Here is a 25,195-nt window from a genome sequence, read left to right on the forward strand (position 1 = left end):
CGGGCTCCGGCCGTAAGGGAATCGCACCCTACTCGACAGGTCGGACAGTGTGTTCCCCTGTCAGGCATGCCTTTCACGTCTCCACGTCCGGCGCCCCGAGCGCGGGGTAGATGCGTTCCGAAATGCCGATTTCTCAGGCGGGCACGGCACCGATCAGCCCGCCGTCGATGACGAGATCCTGGCCGTTGACGTAGGACGCGTCGGTCGAGGCGAGGAACGCCACGGCGGCGGCGACCTCCTCCGGACGCCCGAAGCGGCCGGCGACGATGCGGCCGGTGATCGCATCCGCCTCCGCTTCGGTCAGCGCGCCCGCCGGGTACATCGGGGTGTCGATGTAGCCGGGGCTGACGGAGTTGACGCGGATGCCGCGCGGGGCGAGCGACGCGGCGAGGGTTCGGGCCAGGTTGTGCACGGCGGCCTTCGTCGCCGAGTAGAGCGTCAGCACGCTGTTGCCCCGGTGAAGGGTCCATGAGGCGTTGAGGACGATCGAGCCTCCGTCCGCCAGCAGTGGCAGTGCCTTCTGCACGGTGAAGAACACGCCCTTGAAGTTGACGTCGACAGCGCGGTCGAAGTCCGACTCCGTGATGTTCTCGAACGGCAGGAACGTGCCGGTGCCCGCGTTCGCGAAGAGGCTGTCCAGCCGGCCGTGACGGTTCCGGACGGTCTCCACCATCGCGTCCACCGCGCCGAGTTCGGCGGTGTCGGCCACGATCCCCGAGGCACCCGGGCCGAGCTCCTTGACCGCGGCGTCCAGCCGCGCGCGGGATCGGCCGGTGACGATGACGTGGGCGCCTTCGGCGACGAGGCGGTGGGCGGTTGCCAGACCCATGCCGCTGGTGCCGCCGGTGATGAGGACGGTCCTGTCGGTGAAGCGGTTCATGCCGGTGTTCCCGTCAGGGTGTGCGCGAGGTGGTCGCAGAGGTGGGGCAGCCAGTCGGGGCGCGCGTTGCCGAGGAGGTGGTCGCCGTGCGGGACCGAAAGGTAGCTGCCGTGCGGCGCCAGACGGGCCAGGGCCTCGCCCTTCGTCACGCCGCCGTTGACATCCTGCCCGCCGTCCACGACCAGCAGCGGAGCCGTGATGCGGGGTGCCAGCGCGGCAAGGTCCACCTGGCGGGCGAACGCGCGGGCGGCGTCGGTTCCGCCCGCGCGCCGGGCCATGATCTCCCGTACCGGCGGAGACAGTTCGTCCCAGTCGAGGAGGAAGGGACCACTGACGGTGGCGACGGCCGCGACGCGCGGCTCCAGCGCCGCGGCCCGGGCCGCGAAGTAGCCGCCCAGGCTCAGGCCGACGAGTCCGATGCGGGCGGCGCCGAGGGCGTCGATGACCCGGCCCACGACCCGCTCGTAGTCCGGCACAAACGTCGTGGTGGCCGCGAGCACGCCCTGCCCGGGACCGTCCATCGCGAAGACCGCCAGCCCCCTGGCCAGCAGCGCGTACGCCAGATCGAGGAACTCCTCCTTGGCCGAGTCCAGGCCGGGCACGACGACCACGATCCCCGGTGCGTCGGCGGGGCCACGCAGCCAGCCGGTGAATCCTTCGCCGCTCAGCCGCCGCGCACCGGGCTCCAGTACGGTGAGCGCCCTGCTCAGGGCCTGGTCCGCCTCGGCGGAGCCGCGGGGCGCGTCCGCGTACGGCGTCAGGGTGGCCAGGTGGAACCAACGGGCCGCCGTCAGCAGGTACTCACCCGCCGAGCGGGGCGCCCCCGCGTCCTCCGCGCGCTGGACGTAGGCGTGTCCGGTGCGCAGGAAGGACGGCCCCCAGTCGGCGACGGAGGCGAGGCCGTCGGTGACGCGCCGGTACTCATGCGGGTCCACGCCCACGCCGGTGGCGCGGGACCACTGGGCGGCGGCGAATTCCTGGGTGTTGATCGTGTTCATCGTGTTCCTCCGGTCAGCAGGACGGCCTTGCCGCGTATCCGGCGCTCCCGGAGGTCGACCAGGGTGTCGGCGGTCCGGGCCCAGTCGGTGACGCGGTCGATCTCCGGGTGCAGCCGGCCCTGTTCCACGAGGCGTACCAAGGTCGCGAGATCGGAGCCGTACGGAGCTTCGGCGTAGTGGAAGTGCTGGATCGTGACGCGCTCGGGCCCGCCGAGGAGGTCGAAGAAGTCGAGGGTCACCGGGGTGCGGCTCGCCTGGCCGAACCAGACGAGCGTGCCGCCCGGGCGCACCTTCGACAAGGCGAGGGGAAGTGCCGGCCCGCCCGTGGACTCCAGGACGACGTCGAACGGCCCCTGGGCCGCCCCGACTTCGTGCACCACGTGCGCGCCCAGCTCCGCGAGCCGTTCACCCCGTGCCGGTGTGGCCGTCACCGCGGTCAGCTCGGCTCCCGCGCCGACGGCCAGCTCGGTGACGTAGTGGCCGACGCCGCCCGAAGCACCGGTAAGAAGCACGCGCCGGCCCGCCAGGGAACCGGCCGTACGCAGCAGCCGCAGGGCGGTGATCCCGGCCAGAGGCAGTGCCGCGGCCCGTGCGCTGTCGATGCTGTCCGGGAGTACCGCGAGCGAGTGCGTCGGCACGGCCGCGTACGTGGCCCAGCCGCCCTGCGCCGGATGGCCGACCACCCGGGTACCGATGCCGGGGCCGGATCCGTCGGCTGCCGCCTGTACGACGAGCCCTGCGATGTCCTTGCCGGGCAGCGCACCCGGCCGGGGGTGTTCGAGAAGGAAGGTCTCGCCCCGGTTCGGGGCGAACGCCTCGACCTTGATCAGTGCCTCATCGGGCTCCGGGACGGGCTGGGCGACCTCGGCGAAGGTCACCGGGCGCGCCGCTTCCCCCGTGGGAATCAGTCGTTGCATGGAGAGCATGCAATCGTCGCGGCAGCTCCGCGATCCAACAACGAACAAGCGAAGCCGACAACTTTCGGTTGTCACCTACGGTGAAGCCATGGATCTCGACATGGCGCAGGTACGTGCCTTCGTGCGCACCGCCGAGGAACTGCACTTCGGGCGGGCGGCCGGGACGCTCGCCCTCTCCCAGCAGGCGCTGTCCAAGAGGATCGCGCGACTGGAGTCCCTGCTCGGCACCACACTGTTCCGGCGTGGCGGCAGCGGCGTTCGCCTCACCGAGGCCGGCCGGCGATTCCTCGCACCGGCCCGGCAGGCCGTGGCCGCCGCCGACGCCGCGGTCGCGGCGGTGGCCGGCACGAACCGCCCGTTGCGCGTGGACGTGTGGGGACACCTCTACGCGCCGATGCGGACACTGGCCCAGGTGGCCGGGCGGGTCGGAGAGCTGGCGCTGGGGCACGGGCGCGATCTGCCGTCGGTCACGGCGGCACTGCTGCACGGTGATATCGACGCGGCCTTCGGCCGGGTCCACCCCCCGCTCCCCGCCGGGCTGGCACACAGGCTCATCCGCCTCGAACCTGTGGACGCCGTACTGAGCGCGGACCATCCGCTCGCAGCCGAACCGGCTCTGCGGCCTGACCAGTTGCGCGACAGCGTGCTGTGGGCACCCGGTGCGCTGGACCGGCTCGACTTCCTCCACAGGTTCGCCGACCGGTTCGGCGTCCGGGAGACGGCGACGAGCGTCAACCTGGGGCTCCCCCATTTCCTTGCAGAGGTGGCGCAGGAGCCCCGCCGCTTCTCGCTGCTGCCTGCCGACGTACCGCTGCCGGAGGTCCCCGGGCTGCGCTCCGTCCCCCTGGTCGATCCCACGCCGCTGTACGCCTGGTCGCTGCTCCGGCGCACGGGCGACGGGCACCCGGGCCTGAACGACCTGGCCGCCGCCTGCGCCGAGGAGGCGGGGCGAAGCCGATGGCTGGAGTACGACCCGGCCCGCGACTGGCTGCCCGAGCCACCCGCGAGCGGTCCCGGACCCGGCCCCGGCCCCGGACCCGGACCGGATTGACCGCGTCGCAGCACTCAGCAGACTTGGCCCGCCTCGGCCGCCGTGGCCCGCAACAGATCTCGGAGCAGTACGAAATCGATCTTCTCCGGCTGACGGAAGCGAAGGCAGCCCTTGCCCATGTCATGGCCGGCGAGCTGCTCGGCGAAGGCCTCGCGGACATCGCTGCGCAGAAGGTAGAAGGAGACGTACTGCTTCTGGCTCGCGAAGGCGATCTCCCCGACACCGTCCCGCCCGTAGACGGGCATCCCGTACGCCATCACCTCGGCGAATCCCGGCAGCTCCGCACGGCACAGCTCCCGCAGCCGGGTCAACGCCGCTCTGCGCTCCTCGGGCACCTCGGCGAGGTAGCCGTCGACATCTTCCGCCTGGCTCCGCACCATGATCCGAGCGTAGGCGAATCGGGCTCTTCCTACGCGTCAGGCGGGCGGATCACAGCGTTCCGAAGAACCGCACCCACCAAGTGGGACGCGCTGCGACCTGTCCCAGCGCGCTGGGACCCTCGTAGTCGCTCTCCAGCAGTTCCTCAGGGACGCTCACGTAGCCGAGTTCGGCCAGCGCCCGCTGCACGGCGGCAAGGTCGGTTGCGTCCAGCGCCCCCTCCGCACGGGCTTCCTCCGTACCCAGGAAGGCTCCCGGATTGTCGGCACATACTTCGGCCAGGGAACCGAACTTGCTCACACAGACCACGGCGTTTCGACAACGCGGCGAGGTGCCGTAGCTGTCGTCGTGCGCCCGCCAGGAATTGCGGGACAGCCCTTAGGCTGCGGCGTTATGGAGAACCAGCTCACCCATGAGGCCAGTACCTTCATCAATTTCCGGGACTACAAGTTTCGGGACCCGAAAGCACACGGCTACAGGTGGGTCGACATCAAACATCTGCGGCTCCCTGCGGAGTCCGTCGGGGGTCGGGAACTGCTCGCGGCGCTCATCGGGCACGAGCAGTTCCGGAACGACTATGCGGGCGGTGGGGTCCTCACGGACGGCACCCGGCACGGGCCGTACTGGCTGGAACTGGTCACCCCTGATGCCTACGAAGCCGTCAGCCGGAAGGAGTGCGCGCACACTCTGTGGGGGTGGGCCAACCAGTTCGGGGACGTGCCCTCCAAGCTGAACGCGGATCTGCAGCAGGAGGTGTTCGATCGCTTGGCCGCCGCAGATCATGTCCACTACCTGAACGGGCTCGGGGACGGGGCCGTTCACGATTGGGGAGGTGTGCACGAGGACTTCCACGAATTCGTACTCGTAGACCGCTCGGCTGGACGGATCTCGCTCGTCGTCGCGGCCGATGACTGAGTCGATCAGGCCCACAGACGTGATCCGATCTTGTGCATGGGCGGCCATCGGCCTCTCTCGGAAGCCGGACGCGATCCATGGCCTATTGGCTGCGGAGCGTCACTCCACTGCCTCGCAGTTGTCAGAACGTGTCAGCAGACATCGGTTCCGTGGCGGGGCAGTTGAGTATTAGTACTCGAACCTCCTGGCTCGGCCGGCTGAGAGCGGACCTGCGCAGTGACTCGGTGGCAACGGACAAAGGCGTCGGCCAGGCCGAAAGAGGCCGAGAAGTACTCGGCCTTACGTTCATAGAGCCGGCGCACGCCACAACATCCGACATCCCAGAACATCTCAACAGGGCGGCCGGGACGGGAGATCGTGTAGCTCTACGTCACCAAGGTCACTCTGTGCTCTCGGTCAAGGCATGACGAGTTCAGGCAAAGAGAAGAAGCCGGAGATCGCCTCCGCAATCCGTTCCTCGTCGTCATCTCTGTCAAGATCCGCCTCGGGCCCAATCAGGTTCGCCGCGGTGAGGGCGGGCAGCAGCAGATCGGGCTCATCGCCGGCCCTGTAGTACGGAGTCTCGAAGCTGAAGGACGTGACCAGTCGTCCATCGCGGTAGTACTGGAACGAGGGACCATGGGCTTTGGCGAGGCATGGTTCGAGCACGAACATGACAAGCTCACTGCCGTACGGGCACAACTGCCCATAATGGGCGAGGTCGTAGTCACCGCTCTCCCAGCTGAGCATGTCGTGCATCACCAATCCCCAATCGGGGCCTTTGCTGTACGCGAGCGGCATTCGCTTCTGGTCAAGGAGTCCTTGAGTGAGGGCATCCAGAGCGATTCCTCGGAAAAAGACGACGTTGACTTCCTCGTGGTGCGGGAGCGGGCCGTGTATCCAGTGCGTCATACCGGCCACCGTAGAGGAGCCCACTGACAAGGCAGCTCCGCCTCGCGCCGTCGTCAAAGCGGCGGCCGGCCGTCCCGCTCCGTGGCTGGTTGCGGACGCGGTGAGGGCCCGGCCGGCGGCGCGGGTTCCACGACTTCCGGCAGGGCGATCAGGCGTGGTGGGGCGGGTGACGCTTCTGGCCCTCCGGCGTCAGACAGCGGTTTGTCAGTTGATGTGCCCTTCTGGGCGGGACCGGGCCAAACTGCCTCCATCTTCTGGCCGGCCTCGACAAGCCGCCCAACCACGGCTCGCGTTCACACACTCATGCGCAGCCGATGATCAGTTGGGGTAGCGGGCTCAAGTCTCATCTTCAAGCCTCCGCTATGAGGGAGGCTGTCTCCATGCCCGATGCCAGAAAACACGATTCCCAGCCGACGCGGTCCATGCGGCTTGCCGCCTGGATCTTTCCCGTGGACGTGGACGGTCATCAACGAGAGTCCTGGTCCCAGTGGACGAACTGGCGCGTGTTCCTTCTGCTCCTCTCGGGTCCCTTCCTGCTGATCGGGGCGTTCACTGCCGGAGGTCCCGGCTTGGCTTGGTGGGAACGAGGTGGCCTCGCTGTGGCCGGCGCCGCCATATCGGCGGTATTGGTTCGGGCAGTGATCGGATACAGGCGGCTGACCGCCTCCACCCGGCGTGGCGTCTGACGGCGGCACTCAGGTCGGCGGAGCGTGCTTACTCCTCGGCGCCCGGAACACACCGAAGCCGGACTGCACCCCCGTGCCTCGACAGGCGGGGACTCCCACTCCCGTGGGCCCGCCCCGCAGCCGTGAACCGACGCCGTCACGGACCACGCCCCGTACGGCGCGAACTCAGCGCGTCTCGTACCGGTCCTGCGCGTCGAGCACGCTGTCCGCGTATCGCGCGGCCCACGCGCCCATCGCCCGCATCGGCGTGAGCAACGCCGTGCCGGCCTCGGTCAGGGCGTAGTCCACGCGCGGCGGGGCCTCGGCGTACGCGTGGCGTTCGACGAGGCCGTTGTACTCCAGTCGCCGCAGGGCCTCGTTCAGAACCTTCGGGCTGATCCCGCCGATCCGCGCCACCAGCGCGCGCGGCCGCATCGGTCCGGTCACCCCGAGCGTGAAGACCACGACGCTGTCCCAGCGGTTCGCCAGCACCTCGAACGCGACGCGCGCCTGACAGTCCGCTGTGTACGCGAGGTCCGGCAGACCGGCGGCCGGATCGGTCAGCTTCTCCATGCCGCCCATCCTGCCCCGCCGATGGACACCGAACGGTGCGCGTCGGCCCTTCGTAGCGTCATCCCACCGAAACGGAACGAGCAGGACGAGAGGGAGCACGACGATGCGCATAGGCGTACTGGGTACGGGGGGCATGGCGGCGGCCCTGGGGAGCGCGTGGGCGCGGGCCGGGCACGAGGTGTTCATCGGCGGGCGGGACGCGGCCGCTGCCGAGGCACTCGCCGGACGGACCGGGGCGGCCGGGCACGGGACGCCCGCGCAGGCGGCGGGGTACGGGGAGGTGGTGCTGCTCGCCGTACCCGCCGGGGCGGCGCCGGAGCTGGCCCGGGAGCACGCCGGGGCACTGGCCGGGAAGACGGTCGTGGACTGCACGAACCCCCTTGTTCCCGGGCCCGGCGGGGTGATGCTGACGACCGCCGCAGGGGAGAGCGTGGCCGGCCTGATCGGGGCGGCGGCGCCGGAGGCACACGTCGTGAAGGCCTTCAACCTGGCCCACGTGAGCAGATGGCAGCACCCGGGGGACGCCTTCGGCGCGACCCCGCCCGCGGTGCCGTTCTGCGCGGACGCCCCGGGGGCTGCCGGGCACGTCACGGAGCTGATCACCGGGATGGGGTGGAGCCCGATGCCGGCGGGCGGGCTGGACCGGGCGGCGTACCTGGAGGCCACGGCCGCGTTCGTGATCGGCGTGTGGTGGGCGGGCGGCTCACCCGCTCTGGCCTTCCCTGAGACCCCGGGCGCCGCCTGAGGGCCTGCAGGTCCCGCGAGTCCTGCGGGTCCCGCGAGTCCGGGTGAACCCCTCCCCTGCAATTGCTTGGATCAGCCAACTACGGTTCCGTCATGACCACTTCGAAGCCGCGCCCCGATCTTCGGCCACCGGGCCTGAACGCAGACGAGAAGACCACCCTGCTGGCCTTCCTGGACTACCTGCGCGAGTCCGTCCTCGCGAAGGCGGCCGGCGTCCCGGAACCGGCGGTCCGCACGGCCGGTGTGCCGTCCGGGACCAGCCTGCTCGGACTGCTCAAGCACCTGACGGCCACCGAGCTCAACTGGTTCGTCTGGGCCTACACCGGCGCCGGCCGTGAGCCCTGGGACGACGAGGGTGAGGTGTCCGCCGCCGACACCGCGTCGGACGTGGCGGACGCCTATCGCGCGGCCGCCGCCCGGGCCAACGAGGCCGTGCTCGCCTGCACCGACCTGGACCGGCCCGGCGCCCGCTCGCTGCGCGAGACCCCGCCGCCTTCGATGCGCTGGGTCCTGGTCCACATGATCGAGGAGACCGCCCGGCACGCCGGTCACGCGGACATCCTGCGCGAGCAGATCGACGGCTCGGTCGGGCGGTGACGCGAGTGCGGTGCATCAGGTGCGCCCGCGGCGACCAGCCGGTCCTGCCCGCACTGGTCGACCGCACCCGCTCGACCGCGCCCGCGTCGCGATGGACGAGCGGGCGGCGATCCGGGTTCGGGCGGTGACCGGTACAGGCGGCTGCCGGGCGCGTGTCAGTCGGACATCGCGACCAGGACCCGGCGCGGACCGGTGAAGGGCCGCCGGCCATGCCCGACCAGGACGTTGTCGATGAGCATCAGATCACCGGTGCGCCAGTCGACGTCCACCGCCGCTTCGAGCCCCTTGTCCCGCACCTCGATCACGTACTCGTCCGGGATCGGGCTCCCGTCGGCGAACCGCACCGACTGCGGCAGCTCCTCCTCCGGAAGGATCTGCGCGAGCTCGGCGGCCATGTCGTCGCCGAGCGCCGCGGGATGCCACTGGTCCGACTGGTTGAACCACACCTCGACGCCCGTCACCGGGTGCCGGGTGGTCGACGGCCGCAACTGGGAGATCCGCAGCCCACCGTCCGCCAGCCATGTCCACTCGGCCTCGGTGCCCTTCAGGAAGGCTTCCACCTCCGCCCGGTCGGTGGTCTCGAACGTGTCCTGCCAGCTCTTGCCGAGCCCACGCCCGCCGTGCAGGTTCTGCGCGTAACGGACGCCACCCGCGAACGCCTCACGGATCGCGGGGTCGAGGGACTCCAGCCAGCGCACCCCGTCGACGACCGGCGTCGCGCCGCCCGTGGTCGGCTCGTGCGCCGCGAAGAAGAGCAGCCGCGAAGGCCAGGCATACGCGTACGACAGCTCGTTGTGCATCGAGATCGTCAGCTCCGACGGGTACTCCGTCGACGTATAGACGTTGCTGCCCACCTTGCTGCGCGGAGAGTTCCCGTGCACATAGGCCAGACGGTTGGGCAGCAACCGGTCCATCACCGGATCGAGCGTGTCCTCGGACACCCGGAACCCACGGAACACCAGGGCCTTCTCGCGGACGAGCAGTCCGCTGATCTTCTCGGCATCGCTCAGGAACTCCGCGAGACCGGCCGCCGACGCCTCGACGCCCGCGTCGGCCGCGGTGATTTCCAGCGGCTTCCAGCTGTACTGATCGCTCATCAGTTCCTCACATCGCTCTGGGACGGTCGGGATGGGCCGGACCATCAGGGTTGGACGATCAGGGTTGGACCGTGCGGAAGAACTCCATGACGCCCTTGTTCACGGACTCCGGGTCTTCCAGGTAGCCGTAGTGACCACACCCGGCGACCGTCTCGAAGCTCGCGCCCGGAATGGCCTCGGCGACTTCCCGCCCCAGCTCGGGCGGGGTGACCAAGTCGTCCTGGAAGGCGATGACATGGACGGGCACGGAGATGCTCCGATAGGCGACGAGACGGCCCGGAGGCGGATCGAGCGCCAACTGCTGGCGCTCCCCGGGCCCGACCCCGGAGGTCAGCTCGAAGATGTCGAGCCAGTCGCGGATGTCCACGTCGTTCGACAGCGTGCGCGGCGAGAGGTTCCGCATCGCCTGGACCACCGCGTGCGTGAGAGGCGGCTGCTCGATCCCCGAGTCGTACAGCTCGATCTCCGCCCGCGTCAGGGCGGCGCGCAACACGTCCGTACGCCCCCGGGTCGCCATCAACACGGCCTGCTGTACGAGATCGGGGCGCAGCAACGCCAGTTCCTGGACGATGTACGCGCCCATGGAAGTGCCGATCAGCCGACACCTGCTCAGCCCCAGCACTTCGAGCAGACCCACGAGGTCGGCCACCATGTCCTGGATGGTGAACCCCTCGGCGCAGACGTCGCTCGGCGCGATCCCCCGGTTGTCGAAGGTGATGACCCGGTACCCCGCGGCCCGCAGCGCGGGCACCTGGTGCAGGTGCCACGCCTGGCCCGAAGCTCCTGAGCCCATGACGAGGACGACGGGCTCTCCGGCACCTCCTGTGTCGTCGTAATGCAGACGTATTCCGTTGACGAGGGCGATGGGCATGGTGGTCACCTACGAGTGAGGAAGTCCGGTGGGAGTGGGGGAAAGGGCGGTGCGGCGCGGCCGAGGCATCCAGGCCTCAGGCACCCCACTCGGCCTGTAGCCGCTCGATCTCGTCCTGACTCAGCCCCGTCAGCGCCCCCTCCGCCGCCAACTCCGCGCCACCGGCCACGTCCACGCCCTTTCCGGTGTCTGTTTCGGTGTGGATCTGGGCGAGGGCGGCGACGGTTTTGTGGTCGAAGATGTCGCGGACGGTGAGGGTGAGTCCGGTGGTGCGGGCTTGGGTGATGAGTTGGAGGGAGCGGATGCTGTCGCCGCCGAGGGTGAAGAAGTCGTCGTCGATGGTGACGTGGTCGAGGCGGAGGGTGTCTGCGAAGAGGCGGCAGAGGGTTTCTTCTTGTGGGGTGCGGGGGGCGCGGCCTTGGGGTGTGGGGGTGTAGTGCGGGGCGGGGAGTGCGTTGCGGTCGAGTTTGCCGTTGGGGGTGAGGGGGAGGGCGTCGAGGGTGATGTAGGTGGTGGGGAGCATGTAGTCGGGGAGGGTGTGGGCGAGGTGGGTGCGCAGGGTGGCACTGTCCGGGGTGTGGGGGTGTCGCCGGTGGTGTAGGCGACGAGGCGTTTGTCGCCGGGCTGGTCTTCGCGGACGATGACGGCGCATTGGCTGACGGAGTCGTGGGTGCCCAGGACGGTTTCGATTTCGCCGAGTTCGATGCGGAAGCCGCGGAGTTTGATCTGGTGGTCGGCGCGGCCGAGGTAGTGGAGGTGGCCGTCGTGGGTCCAGCGGGCGAGGTCTCCGGTGCGGTAGAGGCGGGAGCCTGCGGGGCCGTGGGGGTTGGCGGTGAAGCGTTCGGCGGTGAGGTCGGGGCGGTCGAGGTAGCCCCGGGCCAAGCCGTGACCGGCGATGTAGAGCTCGCCGGTGGTGCCGGGCGGGACGGGCTGGAGGCGGGAGTCCAGGACGTAGATCTGGGTGTTGCTCAGGGGCTGCCCGATGGTGATAGGGGTGTGGGCGGTGATGGAGGCGGTGGTCGACCAGATCGTCGTCTCCGTCGGCCCGTAGACATTGAGCAGGGGCCGGCCGGTGACGGACGCGAGCTGGGTGGCCAGGTCCGGGGGGAGGGCTTCGCCACCGATCAGGACACGGACACCACGCAGACTCTGCGCACTGTCCGCGCCGCCGGTGGGGGTGAGGGTGCGCCAGAGGCTGGGGGTGGCCTGGACGACGGTGATGGCGTGTTCGGTGATTGTGGCGTGCAGTCGGGCGGGGTCGTGGGTGAGGTCGGATCCGGCGAGGTGGAGGGTGGCTCCGCAGGTCAGGGGTGCGAAGAGTTCCAGTCCCGCGATGTCGAACCCGATCGTGGTCACCGCGAGCAGCCGGTCCTCCGGGGTGAGGGGGATACGGGTGTGCATGTCGGTCAGGAGGTTGGTGAGGCTGGCCCGGGAGATGACCACACCCTTGGGACGTCCTGTGGAGCCGGACGTGAACAGGACGTAAGCGGCACTGTCCCCACGCACCGCCCGGGCCGGAGCGGTGGGAGCAGTGGCGTGGGCCGCGGTGTGGAGTTCGGCCAGGAGTGGCGGGTCGAGGGTCAGGACGGGGCGGGTGGCGTCGAGCATGTGCTGGATACGGTCGGCCGGATAGTCCAGATCGATGGGCAGATAGGCACTGCCGGTCTTCAGGACGGCCAGCAGTGCCACGACCAGGTCGGCCGAGCGGGGCAGGGCCACCGCCACGAACCGCTCCGGCCCCGCACCCCGCTCCAGCAGGGCACCCGCCAGACGGTCGACCCGCCCGGCCAGCTGGGCATAGGTGAGACGGGTGTCGGCGAAGGCCACCGCGACAGCATCCGGAGTCGCGGCCGCCCGGGCCTCGAACAACCCCACGACATCGCTGTCCCCCAGATCACGGCCGGTGTCGTTCCACTCCCCCAACACCCGCTGCCGCTCGACCGCGTCGAGCACAGGTACCTGACCGATCCGGGTCCCCGGATCCGCGGTCACCGCCTCCAGCACCCGCACGAACCGCGCACACAACAACTCCGCGGACCCCTCATCAAACAGATCCACACTGAACTCGAGCACCGCATGCATACCGGCGTTGCTTCCCAACTCCGCATAGGACAGGGAGAGGTCGAACCGCGAGGCCCCCGTGCTGCTCGGCTCGTGCACCGCCTTGAGGTTGCCGAACTCCGCGCCCCGACCGGCCGAATCGCTGGTCACGTTCGGGCTGAGCATGGTTTGGAAGAGGGGGTGCCGGGCGCTGGAGCGTTGGGGGTTGAGAGCTTCGACGAGACGCTCGAAGGGAACGTCCTGGTTGCTGTAGCCGGCCAGGTCACTGTGGCGGACGCGGGTGAGCAGTTCGCTGAAGGTGGGATCGCCGGAGAGGTCGCTGCGCAGGACGAGGGTGTTGACGAAGAACCCGACGAGGTCTTCGACGGCGTCGTCCGTGCGGCCTGCGATGGGCGTGCCGATGGGGATGTCGGTGCCCGCGCCGAGCCGGCTGAGGAGTACGGACAGTGCGGCCTGGAGCACCATGAACGTACTCGCCTGGTGCTCACGGGCCACGTCGGTGATGCCGGCGTGCAGCTCCTGAGGAATGTCGAAGGTGATGGTGCCGCCACGATGGGACGGAGTGGCCGGGCGGGGACGATCGGTCGGCAGGTCGAGCTCGACGGGGAGATCGGCCAAAGTTTCACGCCAGTAGGCCAGTTGCGCGGACAGCTGACTGTCCGGGTCGTCCTCGGAACCCAGCACCTCACGCTGCCACAGGGTGTAGTCGGCGTACTGCACCGCCAACGGCTCCCAGACCGGGGCCGCACCCTCGCAACGAGCCGTGTAGGCCTCCGTCAGGTCGCGGGCCAGGGGTGCGAGTGACCATCCGTCGGCCGCGATGTGATGCACGACGACGAGCAGCACGTGCTCATCGGGTGCCAGCCCGAACAAGGTAGTACGCAGAGGAGTCTCGGCGGCGAGGTCGAAACCGTGGGCCACGGCCCGGGCCAGATCACCTTCCAGGGCGCTCTCGCTGGTGGCTGCCACGGCCAGGCGGGGACGGGCCCGGTCGCCGTCGAGGACGACTTGGTGAGCACCCTCGTCATCCTCCGCGATGACCGTCCGCAGCGACTCGTGCCGGTCCACCACGTCCGCGAGCGCCAGTCGCAGGGCCTCCTGGTCGAGATCTCCGTTCAGGCGCAGTGCGACCGGAATGTTGTACAGGGAGTTGCCGGGCTCGTACTGCTGAAGGAACCACAACCGCCGCTGCGCGAACGACAACGGCACCCGCTCCGGACGCACCCCGGCCACCAGACCGGCACGCGCCACCGAAGCCCCGGCCAGCCCCGCCGCGATACCAGCGACCGTAGGCGCCTCGAAAAGACGACGAACCGAAAGCTCAACCCCCAGCCCCGAACGAATACGGGAAACCAGACGCGTAGCCAGCAGCGAGTGCCCGCCCAACTCGAAGAAACTGTCATCGACACCGACCCGCTCCAGCCCGAGGACATCGGCGAACAGCCCGCACAGGATCTCCTCCTGCGGAGTACGCGCCCGGCGCGACACCTCCACGCCCACACCGTAATCGGGAGCGGGGAGTGCGTTGCGGTCCAGCTTGCCGTTGGGGGTCAGGGGGAGGGCGTCGAGGTGGGTGAACGCGGACGGAATCATGTAGGTGGGCAGGGTTTTGGCGAGGTGTTGGCGTAGGTCGTTGATGTCGGGGGTGTCGCCGGTGGTGTAGGCGACGAGGCGTTTGTCGCCGGGCTGGTCTTCTCGGACGATGACGGCGGCCTGGCTGATGCCGAGGAAGGTGGTGAGGGCCGATTCGATCTCGCTGGGCTCGATGCGGAAGCCGCGGAGTTTGATCTGGTGGTCGGCGCGGCCGAGGTAGTGGAGGTGGCCGTCGTGGGTCCAGCGGGCGAGGTCTCCGGTGCGGTAGAGGCGGGAGCCGGCGGGGCCGTGAGGGTTGGCGGTGAAGCGTTCGGCGGTGAGGTCGGGGCGGTCGAGGTAGCCCCGGGCCAGACCCGCCCCGGCGATGTAGAGCTCGCCGGTGGTGCCGGGCGGGACGGGCTGGAGGCGGGAGTCCAGGACGTAGATCTGGGTGTTGCTCAGGGGCTGCCCGATGGTGATAGGGGTGTGGGGGGTGATGGAGGCGGTGGTCGACCAGATCGTCGTCTCCGTCGGCCCGTAGACATTGAGCAGGGGCCGGCCGGTCGCGGACGCGAGCTGGGTGGCCAGGTCCGGAGGGAGGGCCTCGCCACCGATCAGGACACGGACACCACGCAGACTCTCCGCACTGTCCGCGCCGCCGGTGGGGGTGAGGGTGCGCCAGAGACTAGGAGTGGCCTGGACGACGGTGATGGCGTGCTCGGTGATCGTGGCGTGCAGGCGGGCGGGGTCGTGGGTCAGGTCGGATCCGGCGAGGTGGAGAGTGGCTCCGCAGGTCAGGGGAGCGAACAGTTCCAGTCCCGCGATGTCGAACCCGATCGTCGTCACCGCGAGCAGCCGGTCCTCCGGGGTGAGGGGGATACGGGTATGCATGTCGGTCAGGAGATTGGTCAGGCTGGCCCGGGAGATGACCACACCCTTGGGACGTCCTGTGGAGCCGGACGTGAACAGGACGTAAGCGGCACTGTCCCCACGCACCGCCCGAGCCGGAGCAGTGGGAGCAGTGGCGTGGGCCGCGGTGTGGAGTTCGGCCAGGAGTGGCGGGTCGAGGGTCAGGACGGGGCGGGTGGCGTCGAGCATGTGCTGGATACGGTCGGCCGGATAGTCCAGATCGATGGGCAGATAGGCACTGCCCGTCTTCAGGACGGCCAGCAGTGCCACGACCAGGTCGGCCGAGCGGGGCAGGGCCACCGCCACGAACCGCTCCGGCCCCGCACCCCGCTCCAGCAGGGCACCCGCCAGACGGTCGACCCGCCCGGCCAGCTGGGCATAGGTGAGACGGGTATCGGCGAAGGCCACCGCGACAGCATCCGGAGTCGCGGCCGCCCGGGCCTCGAACAACCCCACGACATCGCTGTCCCCCAGATCACGGCCGGTGTCGTTCCACTCCCCCAACACCCGCTGCCGCTCGACCGCGTCGAGCACAGGCACCTGACCGATCCGGGTCCCCGGATCCGCGGTCACCGCCTCCAGCACCCGCACGAACCGCGCACACAACAACTCCGCGGACCCCTCATCAAACAGATCCGCACTGAACTCGAGCACCGCATGCATCCCACCCACTTCAGCTTCCCCGGAAGCTTCAAGCTCCCGGATGGCCAGCAGCAGATCGAACTTCGCCACCGCGTTGTCGGCGTTCATGGTGCTCACGTCGATACCCGGGAGCCGGCCGACGCCGGAGTCCACGGTCGGGTCGACGTTGTGCAGGGTGAGCATGGTTTGGAAGAGGGGGTGCCGGGCGGTGGAGCGCTGGGGATTGAGGATCTCCACGAGACGCTCGAAAGGCACGTCCTGGTTGCTGTACGCGGCCAGGTCACTGTGCCGGACACGGCCCACGAGCTCGCCGAACGAAGGATCACCCGAGAGATCACTGCGCAAGACCAACGTGTTGACGAAGAACCCGACGAGGTCCTCGACAGCATCATCCGTACGACCCGCGATCGGCGTCCCGATGGGAATGTCGGTGCCCGCACCGAGCCGACTGAGGAGCACGGCCAGCGCCGCCTGGAGCACCATGAACGTACTCGCCTGGTGCTCACGAGCCACCCGGGCGACGCCCGCGTGCAACCCCTGAGGAATATCGAACGTGACCGTGCCACCACGGTAGGACGCCGTAGCCGGACGAGGACGATCGGTCGGCAGATCCAGCTCGGCAGGCAGATCAGCCAACACCTCACCCCAGTACGCCAACTGACGCGCGATGGCACTCTCCGGGTCCTCCTCCGAACCCAGCACCTCACGCTGCCACAGGGTGTAGTCGGCATACTGCACCGCCAACGGCTCCCAGACCGGGGCCTGGCCGACCGCGCGCGCTGCATACGCCGCCGTCAGATCGCCGGCCAGGGGTGCGAGCGACCATCCGTCGGCCGCGATGTGGTGCAGCAGGAGCAGCAGGACGTAGTCGTCCGGACCGGTCCGGAACAGGGTGGCCCGCAGCGGGATCTCCGTCGCGAGGTCGAACGCGCGCGCCGTAGCAACAGCCAGCGCCTCGCCCAACCGCTCCTCGTCGGCTACCTGCTCCACCGCCAACGGCACCGTCGTGTCGACGGGTCGTACGATCTGGTACGCGCCCTCATCATCCTCGGCGAAGACGGTCCGCAGCGACTCGTGCCGGACGACCACGTCCGCGAGCGCCGCCTCCAGCGCCTCCTGGTCGAGAGCGCCACTCAAGCACAGAGCGACCGGAATGTTGTACAGGGAACTGTCGGGCTCGTACTGCTGAAGGAACCACAACCGCCGCTGCGCGAACGACAACGGCACCCGCTCCGGACGCACCCCGGCCACCAGCCGGTGACCCGAACGGCCCGCCACGGTCATCAGCTTCGCGAGACCGGAGACCGTCGGGTTGTCGAACATGTCGCGCACCGACAGTTCCGAACCGAGGACCGAACGCGCCCGCGCCAGCAGACGGATCGCGAGCAGCGAGTGCCCGCCCAGCTCGAAGAAGCTGTCGTCGACGCCGACCCGCTCCAGCCCGAGGACATCGGCGAACAGCGCGCGCAGGGCGTCCTCCCACGGGTTGTGGGCGCCGCGTGCCACGAGCGACTCGGTCCCGCGGCCGGAGTCCGCCTCGTGGACGGGGGCGGGCAGCGCCCTCCGGTCCAGCTTCCCGTTCGACGTCAGCGGCAGCGCGTCCAGGACCATGAAGGCCGACGGCACCATGTAGTCGGGCAGGCGCTGCTCGACGTACGAGCGGAGCAGCGACGGCGCCGTGTCGCCACCCTGCTCAGGCACCACGTACGCGACGAGGCTCTTGTCCCCGGAAGCGTCCTCGTGGACGACGACCGCGGCCTGCCGGACGCCGTCGACACCCACGAGCGTGGACTCGATCTCGCCCAGTTCGATCCGGAAGCCACGCAGTTTCACCTGCTGGTCGGCCCGGCTCACGTACTGCAGTTGCCCGTCGGCAGCCCACAGCGCCAGGTCGCCCGTGCGGTACATCCGCGAGCCTGCGGGGTCGAAGGGGTTCGCCACGAAGCGTTCCGCTGTCATGCCGGGGCGGCCCAGGTAGCCGCGGGCCAGCCCCGTGCCGGCGATGTACAGCTCACCGGCGACCCCGGGGGCCGTCGGCCGCAGCCCCGCGTCCAGGACGTAGGCCTGTGTGTTCCAGAAGGGGCGCCCGATGGGCACGGGGCCCGCGGGCGTCGGGGCGCCTGGCTCGATCCGGAAGTCCGTGCAGTTGACCGTGGCCTCGGTCGGCCCGTACGCGTTGATCACCACCGCGTCGGGATGCCGGTCGCGCCACGCGGCGAGCTTCTCGCCGAGGAGTTGCTCCCCGCCGAGGATGAGCGTGCCCGACGGCGAGGCGGCGTCGCCGAGTGTTTCGAGGAGCGCCAAGTGGCTCGGCGTCGCCTTCATGAACGTCGGCCTGCCGGCGTCGGCGGGCACCTCGTCCTGGAGATCGGCGATCCGTACGCAGCCGCCGGACACCAGCGGCGTGTACAGGGCGGTGACGGTCAGGTCGAAGGCGATCCGGGAGTGCAGCAGTGCCTCTCCGGCGGCGTCCGGATACGCGAGGCGTGCCCGCTGGAGGTAGGCGCCCACGGAACGGTGCTCGACGACCACGCCCTTGGGCAGGCCCGTCGATCCGGACGTGTAGATCACGTACGCGGGATGGTGCAGGGCGGTCGTCCCGGCCGTATCCGCGGCCGCGAGCGCCTGCCCGGACAGCTTCGCCAGCGCGACCCGGGTCACCTCGTCGTCCACCAGGAGTGTGTCTACGCCCTGCACGAGCCCGGACCACTCCTCGTTGGTGAGGGCACAGACGGGCGCGGTGTCCGCGAGCATGTACTGGATCCGCTCGGACGGGTACTCCAGGTCCAGCGGGAGGTACGCACTGCCGGACTTCAGCACCGCGAGCAGGCCCACGATCAATTCGGCGGACCGGGGCAGCGCCACCGCCACATATCGCTCGGGACCCGCACCACGCTCGATCAGGAGCCGTGCCAACCGGTTGCTGCGCGCGTCAAGTTCGGCATACGAGAGCGAGGTGCCGTCGACGATGAGCGCCGGGGCGTCCGGGGTACGGGCCGCCTGCGCCTGGAAGAGGGTGACCACGCTCGCGGGCTCGACGTCACGCGCGGTGTCGTTCCACTCGTCGAGCATCCGGTGGCGCTCCGTGGCGGACAGCACCTCCACACGGCCGACCCGCTGCTCCGGCTCGGTCACGACCGTGCCCAGTACACGGAGGAAGCGCTCGCACAGCGACTGCGCGGTGGACGCGTCATACAGGTCAGCGCTGTATTCGAGCACGCCGCCCAGGCCCGCCTCCTTCTCGTAGAGACGGAACAACAGGTCGAACTTGGCCCCTTCGGCCCCGGTCGGCACCATGGAGGCCGACAGCCCGGGCAGTTCGAGAGCACGGCCGGCCGAGCTGCGCGGGTCCGCGTTCTGCACGACGAGCCGCACCTGGAAGAGGGGGTGACGGGTGGCGGAGCGTTGGGGGTTGAGGACTTCGACGAGACGCTCGAAGGGAACGTCCTGGTTGCTGTAGGCGGCCAGGTCGCTGTGGCGGACGCGGGTGAGCAGTTCGCTGAAGGTGGGATCGCCGGAGAGGTCGCTGCGCAGCACCAGCGTGTTGAGGAAGTAGCCGATGAGGTCTTCCACGGCGTCGTCCGTGCGGCCCGCGATGGGCGTGCCGATGGGGATGTCGGTGCCCGCGCCGAGCCGGTTGAGGAGTACGGACAGTGCGGCCTGGAGCACCATGAACGTACTCGCCTGGTGCTCACGAGCCACGTCGGTGATGCCGGCGTGCAGCTCCTGAGGAATGTCGAAGGTGATGGTGCCGCCACGATGGGACGGAGTGGCCGGGCGGGGACGATCGGTCGGCAGGTCCAGTTCGGCGGGCAGGCCGGCCAACGCCGCACGCCAGTAGGCCAACTGACGCGCGATGGCACTCTCCGGGTCGTCCTCCGAACCCAGCACCTCACGCTGCCACAGGGTGTAGTCGGCGTACTGCACCGCCAACGGCTCCCAGTCCGGCGCCACACCCTCGCAACGAGCCGTGTACGCCTCCGTCAGATCCCGGGCCAGCGGCCCGAACGACCACTCGTCGGCCGCGATGTGGTGCAGCAGGAGCAGCAGGACGTGATCGTCCGGACCGGCCCGGAACAGGGTGGCCCGCAGCGGGATCTCCGTCGCGAGGTCGAACGCGCGCGCCGTAGCCACAGCCAGCGCCTCGCCCAACCGCTCCTCGTCGGCTACCTGCTCCACCGCCAACGGCACCGTCGTGTCACCGGTTCGTACGATCTGGTACGCGCCCTCATCATCCTCGGCGATGACCGTGCGCAGCGACTCGTGCCGGACGACCACGTCCGCGAGCGCCGCCTCCAGCGCCTCCTGGTCGAGAGCGCCACTCAAGCGCAGAGCGACCGGAATGTTGTAGGTGGCGTTGGGGCCCTCCAGCCGGTGCACGAACCACTGGCCCCGCTGCGCGAACGACAACGGCACCCGTTCCGGGCGCACCCCGGCCACCACCCCGGTACGAGCTGTGCCCGTGCCCAGTGCCACTTCGGCCGCGATGCCGGCGACGGTGGGGGCTTCGAAGAGGCGGCGTATGGAGAGTTCCGCGCCCAGCGCGGTACGGATGCGGGAGACCAGGCGGGTGGCCAGCAGGGAGTGCCCGCCCAGGTCGAAGAAGCTGTCGTCGATGCCGACCCGTTCCAGCCCGAGGACGTCGGCGAACAGCCCGCAGAGGATCTCCTCCTGCGGAGTACGCGCCCGGCGCGACGCCTCCGCGCCCACACCGTAATCGGGGGCGGGGAGTGCGTTGCGGTCGAGTTTGCCGTTGGGGGTGAGGGGGAGGGCGTCGAGGGTGATGTAGGTGGTGGGGAGCATGTAGTCGGGGAGGGTGTGGGCGAGGTGGGTGCGCAGGGTGGCACTGTCCGGGGTGTCGCCGGTGAGGTAGGCGACGAGGCGTTTGTCGCCGGGCTGGTCTTCGCGGACGATGACGGCGCATTGGCTGACGGAGTCGTGGGTGCCCAGGACGGTTTCGATCTCGCCGAGTTCGATGCGGAAGCCGCGGAGTTTGATCTGGTGGTCGGCGCGGCCGAGGTAGTGGAGGTGGCCGTCGTGGGTCCAGCGGGCGAGGTCTCCGGTGCGGTAGAGACGGGAGCCGGCCGGGCCGTGGGGGTTGGCGGTGAAGCGTTCCGCGGTGAGGTCGGGGCGGTCGAGGTAGCCCCGGGCCAAGCCGTGACCGGCGATGTAGAGCTCGCCGGTGGTGCCGGGCGGGACGGGCTGGAGGCGGGAGTCCAGGACGTAGATCTGGGTGTTGCTCAGGGGCTGCCCGATGGTGATAGGGGTGTGGGCGGTGATGGAGGCGGTGGTCGACCAGATCGTCGTCTCCGTCGGCCCGTAGACATTGAGCAGGGGCCGGCCGGTGACGGACGCGAGCTGGGTGGCCAGGTCCGGGGGGAGGGCTTCGCCACCGATCAGGACACGGACACCACGCAGACTCTGCGCACTGTCCGCGCCGCCGGTGGGGGTGAGGGTGCGCCAGAGGCTGGGGGTGGCCTGGACGACGGTGATGGCGTGCTCGGTGATCGTGGCGTGCAGGCGGGCGGGGTCGTGCGTCAGGTCGGATCCGGCGAGGTGGAGGGTGGCCCCGCAGGTCAGGGGAGCGAACAGTTCCAGTCCCGCGATGTCGAACCCGATCGTCGTCACCGCGAGCAGCCGGTCCTCCGGGGTGAGGGGGATACGGGTATGCATGTCGGTCAGGAGGTTGGTGAGGCTGGCCCGGGAGATGACCACACCCTTGGGACGTCCTGTGGAGCCGGACGTGAACAGGACGTAGGCGGCACTGTCCCCACGCACCGCCCGGGCCGGAGCGGTGGGAGCAGTGGCGTGGGCCGCGGTGTGGAGTTCGGCCAGGAGTGGCGGGTCGAGGGTCAGGACGGGGCGGGTGGCGTCGAGCATGTGCTGGATACGGTCGGCCGGATAGTCCAGATCGATGGGCAGATAGGCACTGCCCGTCTTCAGGACGGCCAGCAGTGCCACGACCAGGTCGGCCGAGCGGGGCAGGGCCACCGCCACGAACCGCTCCGGCCCCGCACCCCGCTCCAGCAGGGCACCCGCCAGACGGTCGACCCGCCCGGCCAGCTGGGCATAGGTGAGACGGGTATCGGCGAAGGCCACCGCGACAGCATCCGGAGTCGCGGCCGCCCGGGCCTCGAACAACCCCACGACATCGCTGTCCCCCAGATCACGGCCGGTGTCGTTCCACTCCCCCAACACCCGCTGCCGCTCGACCGCGTCGAGCACAGGCACCTGACCGATCCGGGTCCCCGGATCCGCGGTCACCGCCTCCAGCACCCGCACGAACCGCGCACACAACAACTCCGCGGACCCCTCATCAAACAGATCCACACTGAACTCGAGCACCGCATGCATACCGGCAGTGGTGCCGTCGTCGCTGTGCCGTTCGCCCAGGTTGAAGGAGAGGTCGAACCTTGCGACGTCCGAGCCGATGGGCTGGTCGGAGGCCTCGATGCCGGGCCAACTGGTGAGCGACTCCGCGGCGTCCTGAAGGCCCAAGTTGTGCAGGGTGAGCATGGTTTGGAAGAGGGGGTGACGGGCGGTGGAGCGCTGGGGATTGAGGATCTCCACGAGACGCTCGAAAGGCACGTCCTGGTTGCTGTACGCGGCCAGGTCACTGTGCCGGACACGGCCCACGAGCTCGCCGAACGAAGGATCACCCGAGAGATCACTGCGCAAGACCAACGTGTTGACGAAGAACCCGACGAGGTCCTCGACAGCATCATCCGTACGACCCGCGATCGGCGTCCCGATGGGAATGTCGGTGCCCGCACCGAGCCGACTGAGGAGCACGGCCAGCGCCGCCTGGAGCACCATGAACGTACTCGCCTGGTGCTCACGAGCCACCCGGGCGACGCCCGCGTGCAACCCCTGAGGAATATCGAACGTGACCGTGCCACCACGGTAGGACGCCGTAGCCGGACGAGGACGATCGGTCGGCAGATCCAGCTCGGCAGGCAGATCAGCCAACGCCTCACCCCAGTACGCCAACTGACGCGCGATGGCACTCTCCGGGTCCTCCTCCGAACCCAGCACCTCACGCTGCCACAGGGTGTAGTCGGCATACTGCACCGCCAACGGCTCCCAGACCGGGGCCGCACCCTCGCAACGAGCCGTGTAGGCCTCCGTCAGGTCGCGGGCCAGGGGTGCGAGTGACCATCCGTCGGCCGCGATGTGATGCACGACGACGAGCAGCACGTGCTCATCAGGTGCCAGCCCGAACAAGGTAGTACGCAGAGGAGTCTCGGCGGCGAGGTCGAAACCATGGGCAACCGCCCGGGCCAGATCACCTTCCAGGGCGCTCTCGCTGGTGGCTGCCACGGCCAGGCGGGGACGGGCCCGGTCGCCGTCGAGGACGACTTGGTGAGCACCCTCGTCATCCTCCGCGATGACCGTGCGCAGCGACTCGTGCCGGTCCACCACGTCCGCGAGCGCCAGTCGCAGGGCCTCCTGGTCGAGATCTCCGTTCAGGCGCAGTGCGACCGGAATGTTGTACAGGGAGTTGCCGGGCTCGTACTGCTGAAGGAACCACAACCGCCGCTGCGCGAACGACAACGGCACCCGCTCCGGACGCACCCCGGCCACCAGACCGGCACGCGCCACCGAAGCCCCGGCCAGCCCCGCCGCGATACCAGCGACCGTAGGCGCCTCGAAAAGACGACGAACCGAAAGCTCAACCCCCAGCCCCGAACGAATACGGGAAACCAGACGCGTAGCCAGCAGCGAGTGCCCACCCAACTCGAAGAAACTGTCATCGACACCGACCCGCTCCAGCCCGAGGACATCGGCGAACAGCCCGCACAGGATCTCCTCCTGCGGAGTACGCGCCCGGCGCGACACCTCCGCCCCCACACCGTAATCGGGAGCGGGCAGCGACCGGCGGTCCAGCTTGCCGGTGGGGGTCAGGGGCAGGGTCGCCAGCACGGCGACGGCCGCCGGAACCATGTGGTTGGGGAGGCGCTCGGCCAGGTGACGGCGGAGCTCCGCCGGGTCGACCGTGGTGCCGTTCGCCGACGTGACGTAGGCGACGAGGCGTTTGTCGCCGGGCTGGTCCTCGCGCACGATGACGGCGCACTGGCCGACGGAGTCGTGCGCGCCCAGGACCGATTCGATCTCGCCGACTTCGATGCGGAAGCCGCGCAGTTTGACCTGGTGGTCGGCGCGGCCGATGAATTCGAGGACGCCGTCGGCCGTCCACCGCACCACATCCCCGGTGCGGTACATGCGGGAGCCCGCCGGGCCGAAGGGGTTGGCGACGAAGCGCTCGGAGGTGACCTTCGGGCGCTTCAGGTAGCCGCGCGCCAGGCCGGCGCCCGCCACGTAGAGCTCTCCCGAGATGCCTACGGGCGCGGGCCGCAGCGCACCGTCCAGCACGTACACCTGCGCGTTGGAGACAGGAGTGCCCAGTTCGGCGGGGCTGCCGTCGCGTACGGGGCCGGTGACGCTGTCGGCCGTGCACTCGGTCGGACCGTAGAAGTTGAAGCTCGTCAGGCCGTCGACGGCTGCCAGGTCCCGGCGCAGGGCCTCGCCGATGGCCTCGCCGCCGAGCACCACGAGGGCGGGACGGTGTCGCTCGGGCGCCAGCAGTCCCGCCGCTATGAGGTGCTGGCACTCGGAGGGTGTCATGTCGACGACGTCGATGCGCTGGGCGTCGACCTGGCGGGCGAAGGCCTCGGGGTCGTGCCGGGTGTCGTCGTCGACCAGGTGCATCTCGTGCCCGTGGGCCGCCATCCACAGGAACAGTCCCCAGGAGGCGTCGAAGGAGAACGACGCGGTGTGCGCCATGCGCAGCCGCCGCCCGCCGACGGAGTCCACGACGGGGGCCAGGACCTCGGCCTGGTGGTGGTGGAGCAGATTGGTCAGGCTGGAGTGGTGGATCAGGGCGGCCTTCGGCCGGCCCGTCGACCCGGAGGTGTAGAGGATGTACGCGCCGTTGTCCGGGGTCGCGCGCTCGCCCGCCGGGGCGGTGGAGGGCAGCGCGTCGAGGTCGGCCACGAGCTGCGGGTCGTCGAGGCGCAGCACGGGAACACCCGTGCCGTCCAGGACGTCGGCGCGCCCGGCGGCGGCACCGGCGGTCACCACGAGGGCCGGGGCCGAGTCGGTGAGCATGAACGAGGTGCGCTCTTCGGGGTACTCGGGGTCGACCGGCAGATAGACCGCACCGGCCTTCATGGCGGCCAGGAGCGCGACGACGGACTCCACGGAGCGCGGCAGGACCACGGCCACGACGTCCTCAGGACCGACTCCGTGGTGGACGAGCAGCTGGGCCAGCCGGTTCACGCGGTCGTCGAGTTCCCGGTAGGTGACCGCGGTGTCCCGGAAGACCACCGCCGTCTCGTCCGGGGTGCGCGCCACCTGTGCCTCGAAGAGCCGCGGGAGGATCTCGCCCGGCACCGCCCGGTCCGTGCGGTTCCAGTCGACGAGCATGCGCCGGC

General features: G+C 69.8%; 14 protein-coding genes and 1 pseudogene. 4 read left to right on the top strand and 11 right to left on the bottom strand.

Annotated features, from left to right (window positions below; all coding sequences use genetic code 11):
* Positions 1-133: 133 nt before the first annotated feature.
* Genes OG959_RS15950 through OG959_RS15960 form a run of 3 tightly spaced genes read right to left on the bottom strand, consistent with a single transcriptional unit; the run spans position 134 to position 2,795 of the window.
* Complete coding sequence (locus tag OG959_RS15950) at positions 134-880, bottom strand: SDR family NAD(P)-dependent oxidoreductase (protein WP_326658983.1); 747 nt, start codon at positions 878-880, stop codon at positions 134-136.
* On the bottom strand, positions 877-1,869 hold the full coding sequence (locus tag OG959_RS15955; RefSeq protein WP_326666413.1) for an alpha/beta hydrolase family protein: 993 nt from the start codon (positions 1,867-1,869) through the stop codon (positions 877-879). Before OG959_RS15955 ends, OG959_RS15950 begins: the two co-directional genes overlap by 4 nt.
* 5 nt (positions 1,870-1,874) lie before the next feature.
* On the bottom strand, positions 1,875-2,795 hold the full coding sequence (locus OG959_RS15960) for a zinc-binding dehydrogenase (RefSeq protein WP_326658985.1): 921 nt from the start codon (positions 2,793-2,795) through the stop codon (positions 1,875-1,877).
* Positions 2,796-2,883: 88 nt separating this feature from the next.
* Here OG959_RS15960 and OG959_RS15965 point away from each other — a divergent pair, with 88 nt between their 5' ends.
* A complete protein-coding gene (locus OG959_RS15965) occupies positions 2,884-3,846 on the top strand; it encodes a LysR family transcriptional regulator (RefSeq protein ID WP_326658986.1) in 963 nt (320 codons plus the stop codon).
* Positions 3,847-3,860: 14 nt separating this feature from the next.
* Here OG959_RS15965 and OG959_RS15970 read toward each other — a convergent pair whose 3' ends face one another.
* Positions 3,861-4,226 (bottom strand): iron chaperone, encoded by a 366-nt coding sequence (locus tag OG959_RS15970; RefSeq protein WP_326658988.1) that lies wholly within the window; start codon positions 4,224-4,226, stop codon positions 3,861-3,863.
* Positions 4,227-4,275: 49 nt separating this feature from the next.
* Positions 4,276-4,524: a hypothetical protein gene (locus OG959_RS15975; protein ID WP_326658990.1), complete on the bottom strand. Its 249-nt coding sequence runs from the start codon at positions 4,522-4,524 to the stop codon at positions 4,276-4,278.
* Between the two features lie 93 nt (positions 4,525-4,617).
* Between OG959_RS15975 and OG959_RS15980 the strand changes: the two genes are divergently transcribed.
* The gene (locus OG959_RS15980) at positions 4,618-5,139 is read left to right on the top strand and encodes a hypothetical protein (RefSeq protein WP_326658992.1); all 522 of its coding nucleotides are present in this window, start codon (positions 4,618-4,620) and stop codon (positions 5,137-5,139) included.
* Positions 5,140-5,535: 396 nt separating this feature from the next.
* Here the strand turns inward: OG959_RS15980 and OG959_RS15985 are convergent, their stop codons facing one another.
* Positions 5,536-6,030 (bottom strand): DUF6461 domain-containing protein, encoded by a 495-nt coding sequence (locus OG959_RS15985; protein WP_326658994.1) that lies wholly within the window; start codon positions 6,028-6,030, stop codon positions 5,536-5,538.
* An 851-nt stretch (positions 6,031-6,881) separates the two neighbouring features.
* On the bottom strand, positions 6,882-7,268 hold the full coding sequence (locus OG959_RS15990; RefSeq protein ID WP_219571712.1) for a winged helix-turn-helix transcriptional regulator: 387 nt from the start codon (positions 7,266-7,268) through the stop codon (positions 6,882-6,884).
* Positions 7,269-7,371: 103 nt separating this feature from the next.
* Between OG959_RS15990 and OG959_RS15995 the strand changes: the two genes are divergently transcribed.
* Together OG959_RS15995 and OG959_RS16000 are read left to right on the top strand one after the other, a co-directional pair.
* Positions 7,372-8,013: an NADPH-dependent F420 reductase gene (locus tag OG959_RS15995; RefSeq protein WP_326658999.1), complete on the top strand. Its 642-nt coding sequence runs from the start codon at positions 7,372-7,374 to the stop codon at positions 8,011-8,013.
* A gap of 92 nt (positions 8,014-8,105) precedes the next feature.
* Entirely contained in the window at positions 8,106-8,609 is a 504-nt protein-coding gene (locus OG959_RS16000) for a DinB family protein (protein ID WP_326659001.1), read from the top strand.
* A 155-nt stretch (positions 8,610-8,764) separates the two neighbouring features.
* Here OG959_RS16000 and OG959_RS16005 read toward each other — a convergent pair whose 3' ends face one another.
* The 4 genes and pseudogenes from OG959_RS16005 to OG959_RS16015 form a co-directional block, all read right to left on the bottom strand.
* Positions 8,765-9,706, bottom strand: a complete 942-nt coding sequence (locus tag OG959_RS16005; RefSeq protein ID WP_326659003.1) for a TauD/TfdA family dioxygenase — start codon at positions 9,704-9,706, stop codon at positions 8,765-8,767.
* 58 nt (positions 9,707-9,764) lie between these two features.
* A complete protein-coding gene (locus tag OG959_RS16010; protein WP_326659005.1) occupies positions 9,765-10,577 on the bottom strand; it encodes an alpha/beta fold hydrolase in 813 nt (270 codons plus the stop codon).
* Positions 10,578-10,653: 76 nt separating this feature from the next.
* Positions 10,654-11,229 carry a phosphopantetheine-binding protein gene (locus tag OG959_RS38695; RefSeq protein ID WP_442805746.1) on the bottom strand — a complete coding sequence of 192 codons (576 nt, stop codon included), beginning with the start codon at positions 11,227-11,229 and terminating at the stop codon, positions 10,654-10,656.
* Positions 11,190-25,187: pseudogene (locus tag OG959_RS16015) on the bottom strand (amino acid adenylation domain-containing protein); the annotation flags it as partial. The gene OG959_RS38695 and the pseudogene OG959_RS16015, both read right to left, overlap by 40 nt.
* Positions 25,188-25,195: the final 8 nt, after the last annotated feature.

It is taken from the genome of Streptomyces sp. NBC_00385 (assembly GCF_035917155.1).
Lineage (GTDB): Bacteria > Actinomycetota > Actinomycetes > Streptomycetales > Streptomycetaceae > Streptomyces > Streptomyces poriferorum.

What these genes read in the sequence shown, in the direction of transcription:
- OG959_RS15970 (WP_326658988.1), bottom strand. Translation starts at nt 4,226, where the DNA reads ATGGTGCGGAGCCAGGCGGAAGATGTCGACGGCTACCTCGCCGAGGTG.
- OG959_RS15950 (WP_326658983.1), bottom strand. Translation starts at nt 880, where the DNA reads ATGAACCGCTTCACCGACAGGACCGTCCTCATCACCGGCGGCACCAGC.
- OG959_RS15985 (WP_326658994.1), bottom strand. Translation starts at nt 6,030, where the DNA reads ATGACGCACTGGATACACGGCCCGCTCCCGCACCACGAGGAAGTCAAC.
- OG959_RS15995 (WP_326658999.1), top strand. Translation starts at nt 7,372, where the DNA reads ATGCGCATAGGCGTACTGGGTACGGGGGGCATGGCGGCGGCCCTGGGG.
- OG959_RS38695 (WP_442805746.1), bottom strand. Translation starts at nt 11,229, where the DNA reads ATGCGCCGTCATCGTCCGCGAAGACCAGCCCGGCGACAAACGCCTCGT.
- OG959_RS16010 (WP_326659005.1), bottom strand. Translation starts at nt 10,577, where the DNA reads ATGCCCATCGCCCTCGTCAACGGAATACGTCTGCATTACGACGACACA.
- OG959_RS15960 (WP_326658985.1), bottom strand. Translation starts at nt 2,795, where the DNA reads ATGCAACGACTGATTCCCACGGGGGAAGCGGCGCGCCCGGTGACCTTC.
- OG959_RS16000 (WP_326659001.1), top strand. Translation starts at nt 8,106, where the DNA reads ATGACCACTTCGAAGCCGCGCCCCGATCTTCGGCCACCGGGCCTGAAC.
- OG959_RS15990 (WP_219571712.1), bottom strand. Translation starts at nt 7,268, where the DNA reads ATGGAGAAGCTGACCGATCCGGCCGCCGGTCTGCCGGACCTCGCGTAC.
- OG959_RS16005 (WP_326659003.1), bottom strand. Translation starts at nt 9,706, where the DNA reads ATGAGCGATCAGTACAGCTGGAAGCCGCTGGAAATCACCGCGGCCGAC.
- OG959_RS15965 (WP_326658986.1), top strand. Translation starts at nt 2,884, where the DNA reads ATGGATCTCGACATGGCGCAGGTACGTGCCTTCGTGCGCACCGCCGAG.
- OG959_RS15980 (WP_326658992.1), top strand. Translation starts at nt 4,618, where the DNA reads ATGGAGAACCAGCTCACCCATGAGGCCAGTACCTTCATCAATTTCCGG.